23 protein-coding genes are annotated in these 21,514 nt (G+C 60.1%); 14 read left to right on the top strand and 9 right to left on the bottom strand.

The genetic code is table 11. The features are described 5' to 3' along the window. Positions 1–66 precede the first annotated feature (66 nt). Both moeA and moeB read left to right on the top strand, forming a co-directional pair. Positions 67–1,305 (top strand): molybdopterin molybdotransferase MoeA, encoded by a 1,239-nt coding sequence (gene moeA, locus ACJ8J1_RS13605; RefSeq protein WP_033642432.1) that lies wholly within the window; start codon positions 67–69, stop codon positions 1,303–1,305. Between the two features lie 2 nt (positions 1,306–1,307). Beyond that, positions 1,308–2,063, top strand: coding sequence for a molybdopterin-synthase adenylyltransferase MoeB (gene moeB / locus ACJ8J1_RS13600; protein WP_033642431.1), 756 nt, complete (start codon positions 1,308–1,310; stop codon positions 2,061–2,063). A 51-nt stretch (positions 2,064–2,114) separates the two neighbouring features. Here moeB and ACJ8J1_RS13595 read toward each other — a convergent pair whose 3' ends face one another. Further along, entirely contained in the window at positions 2,115–3,707 is a 1,593-nt protein-coding gene (locus tag ACJ8J1_RS13595; protein ID WP_033642430.1) for an ABC-F family ATPase, read from the bottom strand. A 136-nt stretch (positions 3,708–3,843) separates the two neighbouring features. Beyond that, complete coding sequence (locus tag ACJ8J1_RS13590) at positions 3,844–4,071, bottom strand: tautomerase family protein (RefSeq protein ID WP_033642429.1); 228 nt, start codon at positions 4,069–4,071, stop codon at positions 3,844–3,846. A gap of 63 nt (positions 4,072–4,134) precedes the next feature. Between ACJ8J1_RS13590 and ACJ8J1_RS13585 the strand changes: the two genes are divergently transcribed. Continuing rightward, the gene (locus ACJ8J1_RS13585; protein ID WP_033642428.1) at positions 4,135–4,602 is read left to right on the top strand and encodes a winged helix-turn-helix transcriptional regulator; all 468 of its coding nucleotides are present in this window, start codon (positions 4,135–4,137) and stop codon (positions 4,600–4,602) included. 58 nt (positions 4,603–4,660) lie between these two features. After that, entirely contained in the window at positions 4,661–5,092 is a 432-nt protein-coding gene (locus ACJ8J1_RS13580; protein WP_019454439.1) for a hypothetical protein, read from the top strand. Here the strand turns inward: ACJ8J1_RS13580 and cynR are convergent. Further along, entirely contained in the window at positions 5,016–5,966 is a 951-nt protein-coding gene (gene cynR / locus ACJ8J1_RS13575; protein WP_033642427.1) for a transcriptional regulator CynR, read from the bottom strand. The two genes, ACJ8J1_RS13580 and cynR, sit on opposite strands and share 77 nt — an antisense overlap. 111 nt (positions 5,967–6,077) lie before the next feature. Here cynR and ACJ8J1_RS13570 point away from each other — a divergent pair, with 111 nt between their 5' ends. From ACJ8J1_RS13570 to ACJ8J1_RS13555, 4 genes are all read left to right on the top strand, one after another. Beyond that, positions 6,078–6,731 carry a carbonic anhydrase gene (locus ACJ8J1_RS13570; protein WP_033642426.1) on the top strand — a complete coding sequence of 218 codons (654 nt, stop codon included), beginning with the start codon at positions 6,078–6,080 and terminating at the stop codon, positions 6,729–6,731. A gap of 19 nt (positions 6,732–6,750) precedes the next feature. Next, a complete protein-coding gene (gene cynS / locus ACJ8J1_RS13565) occupies positions 6,751–7,221 on the top strand; it encodes a cyanase (protein WP_033642424.1) in 471 nt (156 codons plus the stop codon). Between the two features lie 233 nt (positions 7,222–7,454). Beyond that, on the top strand, positions 7,455–7,712 hold the full coding sequence (locus tag ACJ8J1_RS13560; RefSeq protein ID WP_004939031.1) for a YjhX family toxin: 258 nt from the start codon (positions 7,455–7,457) through the stop codon (positions 7,710–7,712). Between the two features lie 62 nt (positions 7,713–7,774). Next, positions 7,775–8,281 carry a GNAT family N-acetyltransferase gene (locus ACJ8J1_RS13555; protein WP_033642423.1) on the top strand — a complete coding sequence of 169 codons (507 nt, stop codon included), beginning with the start codon at positions 7,775–7,777 and terminating at the stop codon, positions 8,279–8,281. A 32-nt stretch (positions 8,282–8,313) separates the two neighbouring features. On the opposite strand, the gene ACJ8J1_RS13550 is transcribed toward ACJ8J1_RS13555, so the two are convergent. Then, positions 8,314–8,811, bottom strand: a complete 498-nt coding sequence (locus ACJ8J1_RS13550) for an AAA family ATPase (protein WP_033642422.1) — start codon at positions 8,809–8,811, stop codon at positions 8,314–8,316. 169 nt (positions 8,812–8,980) lie between these two features. Continuing rightward, entirely contained in the window at positions 8,981–9,877 is an 897-nt protein-coding gene (locus tag ACJ8J1_RS13545; protein ID WP_033642420.1) for a LysR family transcriptional regulator, read from the bottom strand. Between the two features lie 132 nt (positions 9,878–10,009). On the opposite strand from ACJ8J1_RS13545, the gene ACJ8J1_RS13540 reads away from it, so the two are divergent. Next, positions 10,010–10,741 (top strand): isochorismatase family protein, encoded by a 732-nt coding sequence (locus ACJ8J1_RS13540; protein ID WP_033642419.1) that lies wholly within the window; start codon positions 10,010–10,012, stop codon positions 10,739–10,741. Between the two features lie 35 nt (positions 10,742–10,776). Here ACJ8J1_RS13540 and ACJ8J1_RS13535 read toward each other — a convergent pair whose 3' ends face one another. Further along, positions 10,777–11,124: an antibiotic biosynthesis monooxygenase family protein gene (locus ACJ8J1_RS13535; protein WP_033642418.1), complete on the bottom strand. Its 348-nt coding sequence runs from the start codon at positions 11,122–11,124 to the stop codon at positions 10,777–10,779. A gap of 175 nt (positions 11,125–11,299) precedes the next feature. On the opposite strand from ACJ8J1_RS13535, the gene ACJ8J1_RS13530 reads away from it, so the two are divergent. The 5 genes from ACJ8J1_RS13530 to ACJ8J1_RS13510 all read left to right on the top strand — a co-directional run bounded on the left by ACJ8J1_RS13530 (position 11,300) and on the right by ACJ8J1_RS13510 (position 17,029). Further along, on the top strand, positions 11,300–11,983 hold the full coding sequence (locus ACJ8J1_RS13530) for an ArsR/SmtB family transcription factor (RefSeq protein WP_033642417.1): 684 nt from the start codon (positions 11,300–11,302) through the stop codon (positions 11,981–11,983). A gap of 74 nt (positions 11,984–12,057) precedes the next feature. After that, complete coding sequence (locus ACJ8J1_RS13525) at positions 12,058–12,765, top strand: glutathione S-transferase N-terminal domain-containing protein (RefSeq protein WP_033642416.1); 708 nt, start codon at positions 12,058–12,060, stop codon at positions 12,763–12,765. Between the two features lie 131 nt (positions 12,766–12,896). Then, entirely contained in the window at positions 12,897–14,324 is a 1,428-nt protein-coding gene (gene phoA / locus ACJ8J1_RS13520) for an alkaline phosphatase (RefSeq protein ID WP_033642415.1), read from the top strand. A gap of 460 nt (positions 14,325–14,784) precedes the next feature. Continuing rightward, entirely contained in the window at positions 14,785–16,365 is a 1,581-nt protein-coding gene (locus ACJ8J1_RS13515; RefSeq protein ID WP_033642414.1) for a malate:quinone oxidoreductase, read from the top strand. A 205-nt stretch (positions 16,366–16,570) separates the two neighbouring features. Further along, positions 16,571–17,029, top strand: a complete 459-nt coding sequence (locus ACJ8J1_RS13510; RefSeq protein ID WP_033642413.1) for a helix-turn-helix domain-containing protein — start codon at positions 16,571–16,573, stop codon at positions 17,027–17,029. A gap of 74 nt (positions 17,030–17,103) precedes the next feature. Here the strand turns inward: ACJ8J1_RS13510 and ACJ8J1_RS13505 are convergent, their stop codons facing one another. The 3 genes from ACJ8J1_RS13505 to ACJ8J1_RS13495 are packed head-to-tail and all read right to left on the bottom strand — an operon-like array spanning position 17,104 to position 21,482. Continuing rightward, positions 17,104–18,144, bottom strand: coding sequence for a fimbrial protein (locus ACJ8J1_RS13505; RefSeq protein ID WP_033642412.1), 1,041 nt, complete (start codon positions 18,142–18,144; stop codon positions 17,104–17,106). Between the two features lie 11 nt (positions 18,145–18,155). Then, complete coding sequence (locus tag ACJ8J1_RS13500) at positions 18,156–20,771, bottom strand: fimbria/pilus outer membrane usher protein (protein WP_033642411.1); 2,616 nt, start codon at positions 20,769–20,771, stop codon at positions 18,156–18,158. 27 nt (positions 20,772–20,798) lie between these two features. Continuing rightward, positions 20,799–21,482, bottom strand: a complete 684-nt coding sequence (locus ACJ8J1_RS13495) for a fimbrial biogenesis chaperone (RefSeq protein WP_033642410.1) — start codon at positions 21,480–21,482, stop codon at positions 20,799–20,801. Positions 21,483–21,514 lie beyond the last annotated feature (32 nt).

The raw sequence follows: 21,514 nt of genomic DNA, 5'->3' as shown, positions 1-21,514 counted from the left end.
CGTTCTCTGCCATAATACCCGCACTTTGTCGCTATCAATGCGCACCCTGATTACGGAGTTCCCCTTATGGATCATTGCCATACTTCCGATCTCATCTCCCTGGAGCAAGCGCTGGAAAAAATGCTCGGGCAGATCGCCCCGCTGCAACAGACCGAATCCGTCGCGCTGACCGCCGCCGCCGGCCGCATCACCGCCGCGCCGGTGGTCTCGCCCCTCGACGTGCCGCCGTTCACCAACTCGGCGATGGACGGCTATGCGGTGCGCCTCGCCGATCTGGCGGCCAATGCGCCGCTGCCGGTCGCCGGGAAAGCCTTCGCCGGCGCGCCGTTCGACGGTGAATGGCCGGCCAACAGCTGCGTGCGCATCATGACCGGCGCGCCGATCCCGGCCGGGGCGGACGCGGTGATCATGCAAGAGCAGGCCGAAGTGAGCGACCAGGGCGTGCGTTTTACCGCCCCGGTAGAAGCCGGCCAGAATATCCGTTTGGCGGGTGAAGACATTCGCCAAGGCGCCAGCGTGTTGCCGGCCGGCGTGAAGCTGGGCGCCGCGCAGCTGCCGCTGCTGGCCTCGCTCGGGGTCGCCGAAGTGCAGGTGATGCGTAAGCTGAAGGTGGCGGTGTTCTCCACCGGCGACGAACTGCAGCCGGTCGGCCAGCCGCTGCAGGCGGGCCAAATCTATGACACCAACCGCTTCGCGGTGCGCCTGATGCTGGAGCAGCTGGGCTGCGACGTGCTCGATCTCGGCATTATCCGCGACGATCGCGATGCGCTGCGCGCCGCCTTCGAACAAGCGGACAGCCAGGCCGACGTAGTGATCAGCAGCGGCGGCGTCTCGGTCGGCGAAGCCGACTACACCAAACAGATGCTCGACGAGCTGGGCCAGGTCAGCTTCTGGAAGCTGGCGATCAAACCCGGCAAACCGTTCGCCTTCGGCAAACTGGGCCACGCCTGGTTCTGCGGCCTGCCGGGCAACCCGGTTTCCGCCGCCCTGACCTTCTACCAACTGGTGCAACCGCTGCTGGCGAAGCTGGCCGGCCACAGCGACTGGCGCCTGCCGCCGCGCTTGCGCGCGCGGGCGCTGACGCCGCTGAAGAAATCGCCGGGCCGCCTCGATTTTCAGCGCGGCGTGTTCAGCAGCAACGCCGCGGGCGAACTGGAGGTGAGCACCACCGGCCACCAGGGCTCGCACGTCTTCAGCTCCTACAGCCAGGGCAACTGTTTCATCGTGCTGGAGCGCGAACGCGGTTCGGTGGCGGCGGGTGAAACGGTGGAGATTGAGCCTTTCAACGCCCTGCTGAGGAGCTGAACATGTTGCCGGAATTGACCGATGCCGAAGCGCTGCGCTACAACCGCCAGATCGTGCTGCGCGGCTTTGACTTCGACGGCCAGGAGAAGCTGAAGGCCGCCCGCGTGCTGATCGCCGGGCTGGGCGGGCTGGGCTGCGCCGCCGCGCCTTATCTGGCGGCAGCCGGGGTCGGCCATCTGGTGCTGGTGGATTTCGACACCGTCTCGCTCTCCAATCTGCAGCGCCAGATCCTGCACCGCGACGATCGCATCGGCCAGAGCAAAGTCGCCTCCGCCAGGCAGGAACTGAGCGCCATCAATCCGCATATCCGCATCGACGCCATCGACGGTCGTCTGGAAGACGATGCGGTTACAGCAGAGATCGCCGCCTGCGATCTGGTGCTGGACTGCACCGATAATGTGGCGGCGCGCGACGCGCTGAACCGCCTGTGCCACGCGCAGCAGAGGCCGCTGGTTTCCGGCGCGGCGATCCGCATGGAGGGCCAGCTCAGCGTGTTCACCTATCAGCCGGGCGAGCCCTGCTACCGCTGCCTGAGCCGGTTGTTCGGCGACAGCGCCCTCACCTGCGTCGAAGCGGGCGTGATGGCGCCGCTGGTCGGCACTATCGGCACCCTGCAGGCGATGGAAGCCATCAAGCTGCTGGCCGAGTATGGTCAACCGCTGCGCGGCAAGCTGTTGATGTTCGATGCGATGAGCATGCAGTTCCGCGAGATGAAACTGCCGAAGGATCCGCACTGCGAGGTGTGCGGCGGAGAATGACGGATAAAAAAAGGGCGGGGTAATTCCCGCCCTGATGCGTTGCCGCGAGGGTTATACGATGCCCTGGCTGCGCAGATAGTCTTCGTAGTTGCCGGTAAAGTCGATCACCTTGTTCGGGGTGATTTCCAGAATACGCGTCGCCAGCGAGCTGACGAACTCACGGTCGTGGGAGACGAAGATCAGCGTGCCTTCGTACATCTCCAGCGCCATGTTCAGCGATTCGATGGATTCCATATCCAGGTGGTTGGTCGGTTCGTCCATCACCAGAATATTTGGGCGCTGCATCATCAGCTTGCCGAACAGCATGCGACCCTTCTCACCACCGGACAGCACCTTCACTTTCTTCTTGATGTCGTCCTGGCTGAACAGCAGACGGCCCAGCACGCTGCGCACCGCCTGCTCGTCGTCTTTTTCCTGCTTCCACTGGCTCATCCAGTCGAACACGGTCAGGGTGTCGTCGAACTCGTATTCGTGATCCTGCGCGTAGTAACCGATACGGGCGTTTTCCGACCATTTCACGGTGCCGCTGTCCGGCTGTGCGTCGCCCACCAGCGTTTTCAGCAGGGTGGTTTTACCGATGCCGTTGGCGCCCAGCACCGCGACCTTCTCGCCCACTTCCACCATCAGGTTCAGCTTGCTGAACAACGGGCCTTCATCGAAGCCCTTGGTGAGCGCTTCCACTTCCAGCGCGTTACGGAACAGCTTCTTGTCCTGCTCGAAGCGGATGAACGGGTTCTGGCGGCTGGAGGCTTTCACCTCTTCCAGCTGGATCTTGTCGATCTGGCGAGCGCGCGAGGTGGCCTGCTTGGATTTGGAGGCGTTGGCGCTGAAGCGGCTGACGAACGATTGCAGCTCATTGATCTGCGCCTTCTTCTTGGCGTTGTCCGCCAGCAGACGCTCGCGCGCCTGGGTGGCGGCGGTCATGTATTCGTCGTAGTTGCCCGGGTAAACGCGCAGTTCGCCGTAGTCCAGATCCGCCATGTGGGTGCAGACCATGTTCAGGAAGTGACGGTCGTGCGAGATGATGATCATGGTGCTGTTGCGCTCGTTGAGCACGTTTTCCAGCCAGCGAATGGTGTCGATGTCCAGGTTGTTGGTCGGTTCGTCGAGCAGCAGGATTTCCGGATCGGAGAACAGCGCCTGCGCCAGCAACACGCGCAGCTTCCAGCCCGGCGCGATTTCGCTCATCGGGCCATAGTGCTGCTCAACCGGAATACCCACGCCGAGCAACAGTTCGCCGGCGCGCGCTTCGGCGCTGTAGCCGTCCATTTCGCCGTAGGCCACTTCCAGATCGGCCACTTTATAGCCGTCTTCTTCGCTCATCTCCGCCAATGCGTAGATGCGGTCGCGCTCTTCCTTCACCGCCCACAGTTCGGTGTGGCCCATGATCACGGTATCCAGCACGCTGTACTGCTCAAAGGCGAACTGATCCTGACGCAGTTTACCCAGGCGCTCGTTCGGATCGAGGAACACGTTGCCGCCGCTCGGCGCCAGATCGCCGCCGAGGATTTTCATAAAGGTGGACTTGCCGCAGCCGTTGGCGCCGATCAGGCCGTAACGGTTGCCGCCGCCGAATTTGACAGAGATGTTTTCAAACAACGGCTTACTGCCGAACTGCATGGTGATGTTGTTAGTGCTTAACACAGCGCTCGCTCTTTATACATAGGGAATGTGATTTGGCGCGCATTATGCCACAACGGGGTACAGAGATCGCGGGAAGTTTCGGTGACATTTTGAGCGCCTGCGGCATCCGATCCTTTTCGCAGGCGGCATAGCTGAATTAACGCGGCGGGAACTTCGCGGCAATCATCGCCGCCGTCGGCTGTACGCCGCCCAGGCTCCATTGTTCGGGCGCATGTTCATCGATTCGGACCCAAACCGACTGCCTGAACGCCGGATCGCCTCGCCCTTCTATCTCTACCAGCAGTTCGGTAATGCAGGACAGCAACTCGCTTTTTTGCCGTTCATCCAGCATGCCTTTCACCGTTTGCACATTAACAAATGGCATTATACTCTCCTTGAATATAGATAAGTCTAAAAACAAGACTTAGATTAGCGAAGGAAAATGCCCATGTCAAAATCTCCCGATCTCCCTACCGTTTCTCTTGCCCTGTGCGGGCTGGCGCAGGCCGCGGATCTGCTTGGCGATCGCTGGACGTTACTGATCCTGCGCGAGTCATTCTACGGCGTCCGCCGTTTTGAAGAGCTGCGCGAGAATATCGGCGCTTCACGCCAGGCGTTGAGCAACCGTCTGAATGCCATGGTAGAACAAGAACTGTTGGCCAAACGCGCTTACCGGGAGCCGGGCGAGCGCGAACGACATGAATATGTCTTGACGGACAAGGGGCGCAGCCTGGGGCCTATCCTGGTTGCGCTGATGGCATGGGGCCACCGGCATATTCTGCATGACAGCCCCCACGTTCAACTGGTGGATAAACGCAGCGGGCTGCCGGTGCAGCTGGCATTTATCGATGCGCAGGCGCACGTAGTGCCTGAAGACGCGCTGCAAATGTCGGCCGTTGAGCTCCCCCCGGCCTGACTTACCCATTCTGGTCTACGCTTGATACCAGACTGATTTAGGACAAGGATGCTGAACCATGCCACACCTCTATAACACCGCGCTGCTGATCGGCGCCGCGCTGAGCGCCATCGCCGCCCTGCTGCATATTTGGGTGATCGCCGCCGGGCCGCGCGGCTATCGGCTATGCGGCGCCGGCGATCGCTTCATTAAGGCGGCGGAAGCGGGTAAAAAGTTCCCGGCCGTCGTCACCGCCGGCATCGCGCTGGTGCTGTTTATTTGGGCGCTGTACGCGCTGTCCGGCGCGGGCCTGATCGCGCCGCTGCCGCTGCTGCGGCCCGCGCTGTTTATTATCACCTTTATCTACCTGCTGCGCGGTGTCGCCGGCCCTTTCGCCCTGCGCGATACCGGCCGCAGCCAACGCTTCATCGTCGTCAGCTCGCTGATTTGCCTCGGCTTCGGGCTGGTGCATCTGCTGGGGATGACGCAGCGCTGGAGTGCGTTGGCGTAACGCCCTGTTGCTGCAAGACGGCGATAAACGCCTGCGCGGCGGCGCTGCGGTAAGCGCCTTGGCGCTGCAGCAATACCGCCTGACGGGCCGGCATGGCGTTGGCCAGCGCCACCTTTTTCAACTGCCGGTTCTCGCGCGCAATCGCGGCCGGCAACAGCGTGGCGAGCTGCCCGCGCCGCACGATCTCGACGATGGCGCCCAGCGCATTGGCCTCTACCGCCACCTGCGGCCGAAACCCCAACTGCGTGCAGTAGCGATCGATAAACTGACGCGTGGCGAAGTCGCCGCTCAGCAAGGCCAGCGGCAGATGTCGCCACTCCGCCAGCGTCAGCGGCCGACGCCGCGCCGCCAGGGGATGATCGGCGCCGACCATCAGCTCCAGCGTCTCGCTGAACAACACCGAGGCTTCCACCTCCACCGACTGCGCCATCTCAAAGGCAATCCCCAGATCCAGCCGATCCTGCGCCAGCAGCGCCTCGATTCGTTCTTGCGCCATCTCCTCAATGCTCAGCGTAATCCCCGGGTAGCGGCGATAGAACGCATCGATCGTCGGCCCCACCAGATAGGCGGTGAACGTCGGGGTCATCGCCAGCCGCAAATGGCCGCGCGCCAGCGTCGCCACGTCATGGATCGCCCGCGCGCCGGCGTCCAGATCCTGCAGCGCCAGGCGAGCATAGCGCATCCAGGCCTCACCGGCGTCGGTCAGCTGCACCCTTCTGCCGCTGCGATCGAACAGCGGCGCTCCCAGCGCATCCTCCAACTGTTTGATCTGTTGGGAGAGCGTCGGTTGCGAGACGTGCAGCGCTTCGGCGGCGCGGGTGAAATTGCCCTGTTCGGCAACGGCCAGAAAATATCGGATATGTCGCAGCAGCATAGCGCCCCAGCTATTAGTAAAACCTATAGCCAGCATTATAAATGGGTCTTAGACCCTATAGCCAGAAGCGTTCATCATGCCGTCATCGCTTACCCCCCAGGGAGAAAGACAATGAAAGAGGTGATTGAAGGCTTCCTGAAGTTTCAGCGCGAAGCCTTTGTTGAACGCACGGCGCTGTTTCAGCGGCTGGCGACCCGCCAAAACCCGCGCACCCTGTTTATCTCGTGTTCCGACAGCCGCCTGGTGCCGGAGCTGGTCACCCAGCGCGAGCCGGGCGATCTGTTCGTTATCCGCAACGCCGGTAACATCGTGCCGTCTTTCGGCCCCGAACCCGGCGGGGTGACCGCCTCGGTCGAGTACGCCGTCGCCGCGCTGGGCGTGGAAGATATCGTGATCTGCGGCCATTCCGACTGCGGCGCGATGACCGCCATCGCCACCTGCCAGTGTCTGGATCACCTGCCGACGGTCGCCGGCTGGCTGCGTTACGCCGATTCCGCCAAGGCGGTCAATCAGGCTTATCCGCACGCCTGCGACGAAGCGCGGGTCGCGTCGATGGTGCGCGAGAACGTCATCGCCCAGCTCAACAACATCAAAACGCATCCTTCCGTCGCCCTGGCGCTGGATCAGGGCCGCTTGGCGTTGCACGGCTGGGTCTATGACATCGCCAGCGGCGCTATCGAGGCGCTGGACGGCGAAACCCGCCGCTTCGTGCCGCTCGCCACCCATCCCGAGGTGACCGCCACGCCGGCGATCGCCCGTTTTTAAGCCCACAAAAGGAGCCAACATGACACACTCTCTGCACAACGCCGCCCCGCGCGAAGCGCTCACCGACACCATCATGGCCGCCAAGATCCGCCATAACCTGACGTTCGAAGCGCTGGCCGAGGGCACCGGTCTCAGTCTGGCGTTCGTCACCGCCGCCCTGCTGGGGCAGCATGCGCTGCCGGAACCGGCGGCGCGCACGGTGGCGGCCAAGTTGGGGCTGGATGAAGAAGCGGTGCAGCTGCTGCAAACCATCCCGCTGCGCGGCAGCATTCCCGGCGGCGTGCCGACCGACCCGACCATTTATCGTTTCTATGAAATGCTGCAGGTCTACGGCTCCACGCTGAAAGCGCTGGTGCACGAGCAGTTTGGCGACGGCATTATCAGCGCCATCAACTTCAAGCTGGATATCAAGAAGGTGCCCGATCCGGAGGGCGGCGAACGCGCGGTGATCACCCTGGACGGCAAATACCTGCCGACCAAGCCTTTCTGATTGGCCTTGCGCCGGCGGCCCGCGTCGCCGGCAAATTGACAGCCAACCGGCCATTGGCTACATTAACTGCGCTGAAACGCCGCCCTGGCGTTTTTCACTGCCCGAGGCCTGTATGTTGGAGATTGTAACCACCCGATAGTCGCTTCCTTGCCGCATGGCGAGGGACTCTGACGTATCCGACGCGCGTTTGCGCGGGGATGCGCGTATCTGGGGTTATTACAGGATCTCCCAACATGAACATTTCCAAAGCGGAACAACGCGTGCTGCACGTGTTGGCCAAAGGCGGCTATATCGCCTTCACCCGCAACGACGCCGGTCGCGTCACCCACGTTGAATGCTACACCCGCGAAGGGCTCGGCCTGGCCGACTGCTCGCTGGCCGTTTTCACCAAGCTCAAAACCAAACGCCTGATCCTCTCTCGCCAGGGGCGCCCTTATCGCGTCACCTTCGCCGGGCTCAAGGCCGTGCGGGCGCAGCTGGATAACCGTTAATCATCGATACCGACCGGGCAGGCAGCCCGGTCGGCACAGCCTTATTTAATCAGGATATAACCATGAACATCACGTTACGCCACGAAACGCCGGCCGACGTCGGCGCCATCGCCACCCTGACCGCCGCCGCATTCTTGCATGCCGAACACAGCAGCCACACCGAGCAGTTTATCGTCAATGCGCTGCGCGCGGCGGGAGCTCTCACCCTGTCGCTGGTCGCCGAGCAAAATGGCACACCGATCGGGCACGCGTCCATCTCGCCGGTCGTAATCAGCAACGGCGCCGCCGGGTGGTACGGGCTGGCGCCGGTGTCGGTGCTGCCGGCCTGTCAGGGCCAGGGGATCGGCAGCCGGCTGATCCGCCAGTTGCTGGCCGAGCTGCAGGATCGTGGCGCCGCAGGCTGCGTAGTGCTGGGCGATCCGAACTATTACGGCCGTTTCGGCTTTCAGGCACAAAGCACGCTGACCCTGCCGGGCGTGCCGCAAAACTACTTCCGCGCCGTCGCCTTCCAGGGCGCGCTGCCGTGCGCGGAGGTCACCTTCCACAACGCGTTTAACGCCGAAGCCTAACCCTGTTGCCGGCGCCGTCATGGCGCCGGTTTTCAGTCCCGTTCGCCATAACGCAAGACGGTCATCCCTTCCTCTTCCGCCGGGGGAACAAAGTACTGCGCCAGGTGCTCAAACTCCGCCTCGCTCAGTGTAAACGGGTGCTCGCCGCGCGCATTTCTCAGCGTTATCCGGCTCAGGCACTGCGCATGGCTGACGTCGAGAAAGTGCAGGCAGTGCGCGACGCCGGCCTCCTCCGCCAAGGCTTTGGCCCAGCGCCGCCTGTCCGGCGTATTCATCGGGAAATCGAGCGCCACGGACCAACCGCCGCGCAGCAGCTGAACGAGGTGCCCGCCCAGCGCTCGTCGCAACCGGTCGGAACAGCGCGCGTAGTCTTGCAGGCTGGCCATCTCCTGTTCATACAGCGTCGCCAGCCACGCATCTTCGCTCAGCAACAGCGTTTGCGGTTGCTGGGCCAAACGCTGCGCCAGCGTCGATTTGCCTGCGCCGGCCTTGCCGCACATCAGGTGTAAAACTGCAGGGTAGGTTTTCATGACGTTCTCCGGTCGTTGCCGGAAGGGGATAAAAAAACCCGCCTGCCGGCGGGTTTTTATTGGCGACACACGCGCTATCCCACCCTCTGGAGAAGGGTGATAATAATTTGCACGAATGGGCGGTAGGATTTTTTCATAGCTAATGAATATGACAACCCGTGCAGCGTTGTCAATTCGCCGTCATCAATCCCTGTTCTCGCACAAACTCGGTGAATAAACTCACTTTCTGCTGCACATGCCGGCGCGTCGGGTAAACCGCGAAGACCTGATGCGCTTCGGCAATCTGTTCAGGGAACAGCCGCACCAGCCTACCGGCGGCGATTTCGGGATCCGCCACGAACGACGGCAGCGAACCGATGCCCAGTCCCGCCACCAGCATGTCCCGCAGCATCAGGCTGTTGTTGGCGATCAATCGGGGAGTGAACGTCACGCTCAGGCTCTCCTCGCCGGCGGTGAACTGCCACTGCCCCGGCCTTTCCGCCAGGGAATAGGCCAGACAGCTGTGACGCGGCAAGTCATTCGGCGTTTGCGGCACGCCGTGCTGCGCCAAATAGCCGGGTGCGGCGCAAATTCGCTGGTGCACTTCACCCAGTGCCCGGGCACTGAGGGAAGAATCCGGCAGCCGTCGGCGAATGCGCAAGGAAATGTCGAAACCGGCCGCCACCACGTCCAATACCCTGTCGTCCAGCGTCAGTTCCACCTGCAGCTGCGGGTAGCGTTGCATAAACGGCGGCAGCAGCGGCGACAGCACCGTCAGGCCGAACGAGAGCGGCGCATTGACCCGCAGCGTGCCGGAGACCTGCTGCGCACTGGCTGCAACCGTCTGCTCCAGCGCGTCGAACTCGCCAAGCAACCGGCAGGCTTCCTGGTAATAGAGCTGCCCGGCTTCGGTCAGGCTCATGCTGCGGGTGGTGCGCACCAGCAACAGCGTTCCCAACCGACTTTCCAACTGCTTAATCTGCTTGCTCAACGCCGCCGGCGTGATCGCCAGATCCTCCGCCGCCTTATAGAAACTGTTGCGCTCAACCACGCGGCGAAAGGCGCGCATCGTCAGTAGCACGTCCACATTATGTCCTATTGGTTAATTATAAATTCAATAAAACACAGATTATTAACCTCAACAACCTCAGTAGACTTTATTCAACCGCTTCCCTGAGTGGGAAGTGAATTTAATCTACTGATAATCATGGAGTTAATAATGAAAAAGACCCTGTTCGCCCTGATGCTCGGCCTGAGCGCCGCCGCCGCCCCCGTCGCCGCGTTGGCGCAATCCCCCGCCGCCGACAGCCGCCAGGCGGGTTATGTGCAGCCGCTGACGGCCGAGAACAGTCTGCTGCTGCTGGTCGATCTGCAGGACATGTTCGGCATGACCATTTCCTCTATCGACCAAACCAACCTGGTGAATAACGCCACCGGTATCGCCAAGGCCGCCAAGGTGTTCAACGTGCCGACCATTCTGGCCTCGGCCAACGCCAAAAGCTTCGCCGGGCCGGTATTCCAGCAGGTGACGCAGGCACGTCCGGATCTGCAGGTGTACGATCGCACCGCCATCAACGTCTGGCAGGATCGGCGCGTAGTGGATCTGATTAAACAATCCGGCCGCAAGAAAATCATCATCGGCGGATTGTGGACCGCCAGCTGCGTGATGCTGCCGGCGCTGTCCGCCCTGGGCGAGGGATATGAGGTTTATATTCTGTCGGACGTCACCGGCGACATTACGCCAGACAGCCAAAACAACGCCATGCAGCGCCTGATACAGGCGGGCGCAACGCCCATCAACTGGGTGGCGTTGATGCTGGAATGGCAGCAGGACTGGAGCCGCAAAGCCACGGCGGGAGGCGTATTGCAGATCGCCCGCGACCACGGCGCTGCCTGGGGGATGGGCGCCAGCTACGCCGGGGCGATGAAGGTGGGCAGCGAAGCGAAATAACGGACGAAGAAAGCCCGCCGGCGGCGGGCTTTTTCTCAGGTGCGGTGATAGCCACGGCTATCCTGCGGCGCCTGATCGCGTCTCTCCAACCCGTAGTCCCGCACCACCTCCGCCACCCGCAGCCGATACTGCGCCAACACCTCGCCACGGCCGCGCGCCTGCGCCGCGCGATGCTGCTCGAGATTGCGCCACTGCTGCACCGCCGCCTCGTCACGCCAGAAAGAGAGCGACAACAAGCGCGCAGGATCGGCCAGGCTTTGAAAGCGCTCGATGGAAATGAATCCGTCGATCTGCGCCAGCAGCGGCTTCAGCGCCGCCGCCAACTCCAGGTAGGTATCGCGCTGCCCATCGGCGGCCTGCAGTTCAAAAATCACGGCGATCATTATCTTCTCCTCTCAACGGTAAAATTACGGTACGCGCGCAGGGTAAGAATGGCGCCACTGCACCGGTTTCAACGCCCGCTCATCAATATCCAGCGAATACGGCCGCACAGCACCAAAGTGCGATGACCACAGGCTAGCAATGGACGCACAGCCATACTTCGTCTAACCTCGAAGTATGTATAACATCGAGATAGAAGATCGTTTAGCGGCGCTGAGCGCCGCCATCGCCGACCGCACCCGGGCGCGCATGCTGTGCCTGTTGATGGACGGGCGCGCCTACACCGCCACCGAGCTCAGCGCGGCGGTCGAGGTCGCTCCGTCTACCGCCAGCGCACATCTGGCGAAGCTGCTGGAGCAGCAGTTGATTGCCTGTGTCAAACAGGGGCGCTACCGCTATTTTCGGCTGGCCGGGCAACCGGTAGCCGAAGCGCTGGAAGGCCTGATGGCGCTGGCGGGCGTGCCGCGCCCGTCGCTGAAAAGCCGCACGCCCACCTCGCTGCAATATGCTCGCACCTGCTACGACCATATGGCGGGCGAGGTGGCGGTGAAGCTGCACGATCGGCTGCATGCGCTGAACTGGCTGACCGGCGAGGCAGACTACCGGTTAAGCGACATCGGTCAGGCCGCGCTGGCGCGGCTGGGCGTCGATTGCTCCCCCGCGCCCACCCGCCGCCGCTTCGCCTGCGGCTGCCTGGATTGGAGCGAACGCCGATCTCACCTCGGCGGCGCGCTGGGCGCCGCGCTGTTAGCCGCCTTTATCCAACGCGGCTGGATCCTTCGCCGGCTCGACAGCCGCGAGCTGCAGCTGACCCCCGCCGGTAAAAAAGCGCTGGCCGCACATTTTGACCTCACGGTGTAACCCGGCGACAGGGTAGTTTTACTGCAATACTCTAGGGGTACGCTTAAGCGACCCCGCCAACCCGAGGAGTTTCCATGCTCGATTCCACCCAATTCCCGATCGTCAAACGCTGGCCGGCTCAGCATCCAGAACGGCTGCAGCTCTACTCTCTGCCGACGCCGAACGGCGTCAAAGTCTCCATCATGCTGGAGGAGATCGGCCTGCCTTATGAAGCGCACCTGATCGACATCGGCAACAACGAAACCTGGACGCCGGAATTCCTGGCGCTGAACCCGAACGGCAAGATCCCGGCGATCATCGATCCCGACGGCCCCGGCGGCCGGCCGCTGCCGCTGTTCGAATCCGGCGCCATTCTGCTCTACCTGGCGGAAAAGAGCGGCCGTTTCCTGCCGCAGGACCCGGCGCAGCGTTACGAAACCATTCAATGGGTGTTCTTCCAGATGGCCGCCGTCGGCCCGATGTTCGGCCAGCTCGGTTTCTTCCATAAATTCGCCGGGCGCGAATATGAAGACAAGCGGCCGCTGGAGCGCTACAAAAACGAATCGAAACGCCTGCTCGGCGTGCTGGAAACGCGACTTGAAGGCCGCGACTGGATCATGGGCGCGGAGTACACCATCGCCGATATCTCGCTGCTGGGTTGGGTGCGCAACCTGATCGGCTTCTATGAGGCGCGCGAACTGGTGGAGTTCGACAGTTTCCCTCGCGTCGCGCAGTGGCTGGAGCGCGGTCTGGCGCGCCCGGCGGTGCAGCGCGGGCTCGCTATCCCGGCGCGCGCGGCCTGATCGTCAAACGGGATGGCCGCCGGGCCGTCCCGCCTTCCGCTGTCATAAAATTGTCATCCCTCTGCTCTACTCTCCTTTCGTAACAATTTGATGTTATTTACATTGTTGTATTACGACAAGGAGCTTACCCCATGCAACCTGCTGTATCCCTGATCGCCGGCGCCGTACTGTCCGCCCTGCTCTGTTCCTCCGCCATCGCGGCGGAAACCTCGGCCAATGCCGATGGCCTGACCGATCGCGCCGCGCGCGGCAACCTCGTCGAACCGGGCGGCGCCCGCCGTCTGACCGGCGATCAGACCGCCGCGCTGAAGGCATCGCTGTCGGACAAAACGGCGAAAAACGTGATCCTGCTGATCGGCGACGGCATGGGGGATTCCGAGATCACCGCCGCGCGCAACTACGCCGAAGGCGCAGGCGGTTACTTCAAGGGCATCGACGCCCTGCCGCTGACCGGACAATACACCCATTACTCGCTGGACAGGAAAACCCACAAGCCGGACTACGTGACCGACTCCGCCGCCTCCGCCACCGCCTGGGCCACCGGGGTGAAAACCTATAACGGCGCGCTCGGCGTGGACGTGAACGGCAAGGATCAACCGACGCTGCTGGAGATCGCCAAGGCGGCCGGCAAGGCCACCGGCAACGTCTCCACCGCCGAGTTGCAAGACGCCACGCCGGCGGCGCTGGTCTCGCACGTCATCTCACGCAAGTGCTATGGCCCGGAGGAAACCAGCGAGAAATGCGCCGCTAACGCGCTGGAAAATGGCGGCCGTGGCTCCATCACCGAACAACTGCTGAAAACCCGCGCCGACGTCACGCTGGGCGGCGGCGCGAAATCGTTCAACCAGCTGGCAAAAAGCGGCGAATGGCAAGGAAAATCGCTGAAGGACCAGGCGGCGGCGCAGGGTTATCAGTGGGTAAGCAACGCCGACGAACTGCAGGCCGTTACCCTCGCCAACCAGCAAAAACCGCTGCTGGGGCTGTTCGCCGACGGCAATATGCCGGTGCGTTGGCTGGGGCCGAAAGCCAGCTACCATGGCAACCTCGACAAACCGGCAGTGACCTGCGAAAACAACCCGGCGCGCACCGCCGCCACGCCAACGCTGGCGGCGATGACCGAAAAAGCGATCGCGCTGTTGAAAGACAACCCGAACGGCTTCTTCCTGCAGGTAGAGGGCGCGTCGATCGATAAACAGGATCACGCCGCCAACCCGTGCGGGCAGATTGGCGAAACCGTCGATCTGGACGAAGCGGTACAAAAAGCGCTGGCCTTCGCCCGCGCCGACGGCAACACGCTGGTGATCGTCACCGCCGACCACGCGCACGCCAGCCAGATCGTCTCCGCCGACGCCAAAGCGCCGGGCCTGACCCAAAAGCTGACCACCAAGGACGGCGCGCCGATGACCCTCAGCTACGGCAACTCTGAAGAGGAATCTCAGGGACACACCGGCACCCAGCTGCGCGTCGCGGCCTACGGCCCGCACGCCGCCAACGTAGTGGGCCTGACCGATCAGACCGATCTGTTCTTCACCATGCGCGATGCGATGGGTATCAAGTAACCGACCCCTGAACGATGGCCGCCCGCCACGGCGGCCATTTATTATTGGTTACCGCTAGGTATTTGCAATTTAACCGCAATTATTGTGTGATAACGAAATAACGTCTAATTACGCGGCAATTAACCCATGAAAATAACGCGGTTATACGGCCTTTCTTCCCTCTCTGTTTATTCCTGCGACAGCAACCGGCCGTTTTTTGCTTATATTCATTTTTTTTAGTTACAAAAGTAGTTTTTAACATTCTCGCAAACAATAATACCCCGCCAGTAACGTGAACCGATCAATTTGCATCCGGACGGCCTGCAATAGTTCACTTTTCGTTAAATACCCTATTAACAAAAAGGCATTATTGCTGCCTATCGGCTTTCGCCGGGCGGTCGGCTTCATTATTTCCAGGGTAACTCCCGCTAAATTCTTTCACCTGCAATGAGTAGAATTTACACACAAGAGATTTAATTCAATGAGAAAATTACTCGTCCTGATTTTCAGTCTCAGCCTGTTTGGCGTTACGCAACAGGCGGCGGCTGAAGAGAAGAATAAAACCGTCGACGTGGTTCTGATCGGCGGCGGCATCATGAGCGCCACCTTGGGTACCTATCTGCATGAGCTGGAGCCGACCTGGACCATCGACATGTACGAGCGCATGAACGGCGTAGCGGAAGAGAGTTCCAACGGCTGGAACAACGCCGGTACCGGGCACTCCGCCTTCAGCGAAATGAACTACACGCCGGAAAAAGCCGATGGCACCATCGACATCAGCAAGGCGGTGAAGGTCAACGAGTCTTTCGAAATCTCTCGCCAGTTCTGGTCTTATCAGGTGAAAAACAATGTCCTGAAAGATCCGAAATCTTTCATTAACAGCGTGCCGCACATGAGCTTCGTGTGGGGCGACGACAACGTCAACTTCCTGCGTAAACGCTATGCGGCGCTGCAGCACAGCACCCTGTTCCGCGGCATGGAATACTCCGAAGATCCTGCGCAGATCAAGCAGTGGGCGCCACTGGTGATGAACGGCCGCGATCCGGCGCAGAAAATCGCCGCGACCCGCATGCCGCTGGGTACCGACGTCAACTTCGGCGTGATCACCCACCAGCTGGTTGACGCGCTGAGCGCCAGCGACAAGTTCAAGCTGAACCTGAGCCACGAAGTGCGCGACATCAAGCGCAACGCCGACCAGACCTGGAGCGTGACCGTTGCCGATCTGAACCGCGACGGCAAAGAAACCACCGTTAACGCCAAGTTCGTGTTCATCGGCGCAGGCGGCGCGTCCCTGACCCTGCTGCAGAAGTCCGGCATCCCAGAAGCCGACGGCTACGGCGGCTTCCCGGTCGGCGGCCAGTTCCTGGTCACCACCAACCCGGAGATCGCCAACCAGCACCTGGCCAAAGTGTATGGCCTGGCCAGCGTAGGTTCACCGCCGATGTCCGTGCCTCACCTGGATACCCGCATGCTGGACGGCAAGCGCGTGCTGTTGTTCGGGCCGTTCGCCACCTTCTCCAGCAAGTTCCTGAAGAACGGTTCGCTGTTCGATCTGATGCACTCGCTGAGCACCTCGAACCTGATGCCGATGACCCACGTCGGTCTGGATAACTTCGATCTGGTGAAATACCTGGTCGGCCAGCTGATGATGAACGACGACGACCGCTTCGCCGCGCTGAAAGAGTACTTCCCGGACGCCAAGCAGGAAGACTGGAAGCTGTGGACCGCGGGCCAACGCGTACAGATCATCAAGAAAGATGCGGATAAAGGCGGCGTGCTGCAGTTCGGCACCGAAGTCGTCAGTTCTGAAGACGGCAGTATCGCCGCTCTGCTGGGTGCTTCGCCGGGCGCTTCTACCGCTGCGCCGATCATGCTGCATCTGATGGAAACCGTGTTCAAAGACAAAGTGGCGACGCCGGAATGGCAGAGCAAGCTGAAAGAGATCATCCCGTCTTACGGCCACAAGCTGAACGGCGATATCGAGATGACCAACAAGATCCGCGGTTACACCAGCAGCGTGCTGGGTCTGAACTACATTGAAGTGAAACCGGAAACTAACTGATTCCCCGTGGTTTCCTGCTGACAAGGCCGCTTTATGCGGCCTTTTTTCTATACCCCTGCCGCTCAAAGAGCATTTTTGGCCACCTATTTACCCCCGGTTTACCCTTGCGTAACGGCGTAGTCACGCCTATTATCAAAGCATATTCTTGGATAATTAAGCTAAGTCACTGTGACCTGAATGTCGTTTTTGCGGGAGAACTAAAACCATGGATCGCGTCAATATCATTCACGATTTACTAGACTGGATTGAAACTCATCTGGACCAACCGCTGCTGCTGGATAACGTCGCCGCCAAGTCAGGCTACTCCAAATGGCACCTGCAGCGCATGTTCCGCAGCACCACCGGCCACGCGCTCGGCAGCTATATCCGCGAGCGGCGCCTGTCGCAGGCGGCGCAGGCACTGCGCTCCACCCCACGACCGATCCTGGATATCGCCCTGCAATACCACTTCGATTCTCAGCCGTCGTTCTCGCGCGCCTTCAAGAAACAGTTCGGCAAGACCCCGGCGGTGTATCGCCGCACCACCCGCTGGGACGTCGCGGAGTGGCCGGCGCAGCCGGCGCAGACGCAGACTGAGCAACACCGCGACGCCCCCGCCTTACCGCACTGGTTTGCTGGCAAACTGCCGGAAGGCGTATGCACCAGCTGGATGGGGCTGCGTTAATCCTCATGGTAAAGGCACAAAAAAGGGTTCAGTTCGCGAGAACTGAACCCTTTCTTTATTGACGAGACACCGAATTATTTGAAGGTGACGTCAATATTCGCCGATGCGCTGAACGGCCCCACTTTCGGGTTGGTGCTCAACCATTTCAGGCTGGCCATAAAGTTCTTTTCAACGATGGTGCCGTTGACCAGGCCCAGATCGACCGGACTGTTCATCATGATCGGCGTATTCGGCGTCGCCGCCTGCGAGATCAAAATCCCGAAACCGCTGTCGCTGGTCGGCAGGATCACGCTGTTATCCTGCAGTGGATAGGTGGTGCTGAAGCTGGCCTGCAGCGTCTCCCCCTGGCAGTCCTGTCCGGTCGTCGGATCGGACATATTGGCGGCCACCGAGAACGGTACCTGTTTCTCGATTTTACCCACCACCGCATTCTGACGCGGGATAGTACCGAAATTCACCGTCGAACCGTTGTTGGCCACCACAGTAATTTTTGGGTTGCAGGAAATAAACTGAATGTTGCCCAGCCCGGAAATGTAGGCGTTAAAGTTACTGTTCGGCGTGCCGTTCAAGCCGCCGACGCCATCAACCTGAAATACCGAGTACGAGTTGTTGTCGTTGATCTTGCCGCCGGCCGGCGGCGCCTTGCCGGTTGCTTTAATGTAGATGGCGTAAGACACGGTTACCGTCAGCGATCTGGCCGGAGACAAACAACGGCTGCCCGAACGGCGACATTCCGTGCCGGGACCGACGTCCTGACGTGCGCCTTTAGTCGGTTTGACATCAATCCCCTGATAAGTGACACCCACTTCGATCGAATTATGGATCTGACTCATCCGGGACTGCGGATCCCAGTACAGGTAGGCGTTCTCCCCTTTCGGGTTGTTCCAGTCATCCGTACATTGGAAGGTAGAAGTAAAAGTCTGCGAACGCCACAGCAACGCGCCCGGCGCGGTGTTGGCGGTCGACACCTTGATGGCTTTATCCAGCACGATATCCTGGCGAATGCTGCCGTTCTGCTTACAAGACAGCGCATAGCTGCTCTGAGAAAACGCGCCCAGCGTGACCAGCAGCCCAGCCGCCAACCCGAGATTCTTGTGCTTTAACAAAGAAGACATATCCTTTCCTTTTACGGTTTTCCGCAGGTCAACGAAAGTTCCTGATAACCCATCAGCTGTTCGGTCGCCGCTTTCAATTCCGGCACCACCAGTGAGCAGCTTTCGCCCGCGTCGTTGCCCCATTTCACCAGCAGGCGATCCCCTGCGGAAGCCCCTGAAATATAAATATCGCCGTTGGTACCGACAGTACCGTTGTTCTTGCCGTCCGCACTGAAGACGTTGGCGCCAATCGGCGGTACGCTGCCGTCGGCCATCTTGCTGTGCACCAACAGGCTTTGGCCCGTGTGCGTTTCAAACTTCACGCGGGTGATTGCGCCGTAAGTCGGCACCACGTCTCGCGCCGCCATCGGGATATCCAGGCCGTTGCCGATATCTTCGGTGCGCAGCGCCACGCGGTTATGACGGTATGGCGACGCCGAGGTCATTACCGCGTAACCGAAGCGGTCGATGGCGACGCCCGGTTGGTTTTCGATGCGAACGCCTTTGGCGTCTTTGGCTTCCACCAGCACAAAGGTGTTCTGCAGCGGCTGGGTCAACGTCACGCCGCCGGAGTGTGCGACGATGCCGCCCGCCACGCCCAACGAAGATTGTTGATAATCTTTGCTGTAGCTGTAACCGGCATTGATGTTCCCCATGCTGCCCTGGTAACCGACGTTGGCCGAGCTGGTTTGGCCCGAATAACGATCATGGCCGCTTTGCACCGCATAGTTCAAGCGGTTGTCATCCAGCGCGGTACCGCTCAGGCCGGCGCTGTAGGTATTGCCGCTCTGCTTGCTGTGGCCGGCGTTGAAGCTGGCGGTCATATCCGACGAATCCTTGCTGAAGAAGCTGAACGGAATCGATACGGTCAGGTTGACGCTGCGATCTTTATAGCCGTAGTTGCTGCGGCTGTCCTGATAGAAGACGCCATAGCTGATATTTTTATAGCTGCTGTTGAAACCGGTCTGAACGGTGCGATCTTCGCCGGACCCGCCCCAGTAAGACTGGTTGCTGAGGTTGGCGTACAGCGTCGAATTACCGGCGATGCGCTGGTTGACAGACAGCTCAACGCGCTGGCGTTTGTTGTTGAACCGGCTGGTATAATAACTGCGACGGCGCGACTCCGCCCAGTCCGGCACGCCCAGGTTGCGATCGTTTTGATCGTAGTAATCGTTACGGTAATAGCCGTTCTCATAGCGTTCGCGCTCGGCAACCGCATCGGAGAAATCATAATAGCCGGAGGTCGAGTAACGGTAACCGGCAATGCGGAATTCCGTCCCCCAATCGTTGAGCGACTTGGAATACAGGAAACGGAAACTTTCCCCTTGCTTGTCATCGCCGTTCACCAGGTTGGTGTCGGAATAGGACATATCAAAGGAAACGGCCCCCCAGTTCCCCAGGTTTTTACCCAGGCCCACAACCGCTGAACGGTAGTTTTCCGCCACCAGCACGCCGCCGTAAGGCGTGATGTCATACGACATGCCGTGCGACAAGGTACCTTGTACAAACTTGGGCTGATAGCGGCTGGTGCCGTCGTGGTATTTACCGGCGGTCAGCTGATAGTTCCAAATCCCTTCGCGCAGCATGTTCGGCACCGAGGAGAATGGCACGACGAATGAGGTTCTCGAACCGTTGGCTTCGATGACCGTCACATCCAGGTTACCGCTCAAGGTGCTTGGGAAAATGTCCGTCAGCGCAAACGGCCCTGGCGGCACGTTGGTACTGTAAATGGTATAGCCGTTCTGACGCACTTCAACGCGCGCGTTGGTCGTCGCCACACCGCGCACCACCGGCGCATAGCCGCGCTGGCTTTCCGGCAGCATGTCGTCGGCGCTGGACATCTGCACACCGCGGAACTGAATGCTGTCGAAAACATTGTTATTGGTGTTGGTCTGGCCGATCACCAGACGGCTGCGCAGAGAAACGATGTCCGTTTCCGCCCAGCTGGAAATGTTCTTCCAATGCGTACCGGCGCCCGACTGTTGGTTCAACGTCGAGTTGTTGCGCAGGCGCCAATCGCCGATATTGAGGCCGTTGTTGAGACTCAAAAAGTAATAGTCTGAGGTCTTGTCGTTCTGGTTGTTGCCGTAGCGGTTATGAGTGCCGCTAAAGTTATAGTTAACAAAGCCGGCATTGATGCCACGATCGTAAACTTTCGGTGAAATGGCGCCTTGCGGACGCGGGATCAGAAACACCTGCGGCACTTCCAGATCCATACGCTGTACGGCGGCGTCATAGTTCAGCTTGGCGCCGGAGATCTGCTGCGGCAATGCGTAGCATTGCTCGGCACCTGCGGTGGTCAGATCGCCAGGCAGCTTTACGCCGTAATCCTGATAGTCCGCCGCCGTCAGGCACGGGGCGACAGGAGAGTCCTTGGATTCTTTCTTGAACTCGATTTCACGGTGATCGATACGCTGCCCGTTGAGATAGATATCAAACGGATATTTACCCGGCAGAATATCATCCCCGCTGGCCAACGACGCCACCTGGGCGATATTGTCATCGCCATGGATGAAGGAAGTGTTGAACTGCTCCTCCGCCATGGCCATATGTGAGAATGAAAAAGGCACAGCAGAAAAATAAATTACACCATTAATCAGCTTCACCAAACGTTTTGGCGCGAGGGTTGTTATTCTTTTGTGTGCCATTTCTTTCATTCCTTGAAGTGCTTCAAATCAATTCAGTGCGACGTTTTTAATCTCGGTGTGACCGCCATAGTCGTTGATATAGGTAAACGACATATTGCTGGCTGATTGCGCCCCCTGAGGCAGGGAAATACGCAGACTGTCGTGTGGCTTGACCATGTCGGCGTTCACTTTCCAGCTTTTACCGCCGCTCTTGAGGTTCAATACGCCCAGCGTGACGAACAGCGGGCCATCGTTGGTCACGACCAAGTTGCCGCCCTGGCGCGTCCATTTCAGCGCTTCTGCCTGCTGCTGCAGGTTGGTTTTCAACGAATCCGGGCGGTAGAACAGCTTGATACGGGTACGGATCGCCACCTGCAGCACGTTATCTTGCTTAGGCGTTGGCGGAATTTCCTGTACGTTAACCCAGAGCAGAGATTCTCTGTCCTGCGGCAAACCGCTGCCGGAATAAATAAAACGCAAAATGGCGTCTTTCTTGGCAGCCAGCTTCAAAATGGGTGGTGTCACCACGATCGGCAAATTCTTAGGCATCTGGCTTGCGTCGCCAGTATCCAGCCAGGTTTGCACCATGTAGGTATCGTCGCTGTCATTGCTGATTGAGAGCGATGCGGATTTACTTGCACTGTTATAGATGACACGCGTCGCATCAACCTGAATGCCGGCAAAGGCATTAACAGAGAATGCGAATAAAATACCAGTCAGAATTTTTTTCATCGGAATGTCTCAACTCTCAAAATTTAGCCATC

This window comes from Serratia sp. CY37869 (genome assembly GCF_052168895.1).
Lineage (GTDB): Bacteria > Pseudomonadota > Gammaproteobacteria > Enterobacterales > Enterobacteriaceae > Serratia > Serratia ureilytica.
The sequence above is the reverse complement of the archived record's forward strand: the minus strand, read 5'-3'. Positions and strand labels throughout refer to the sequence as shown.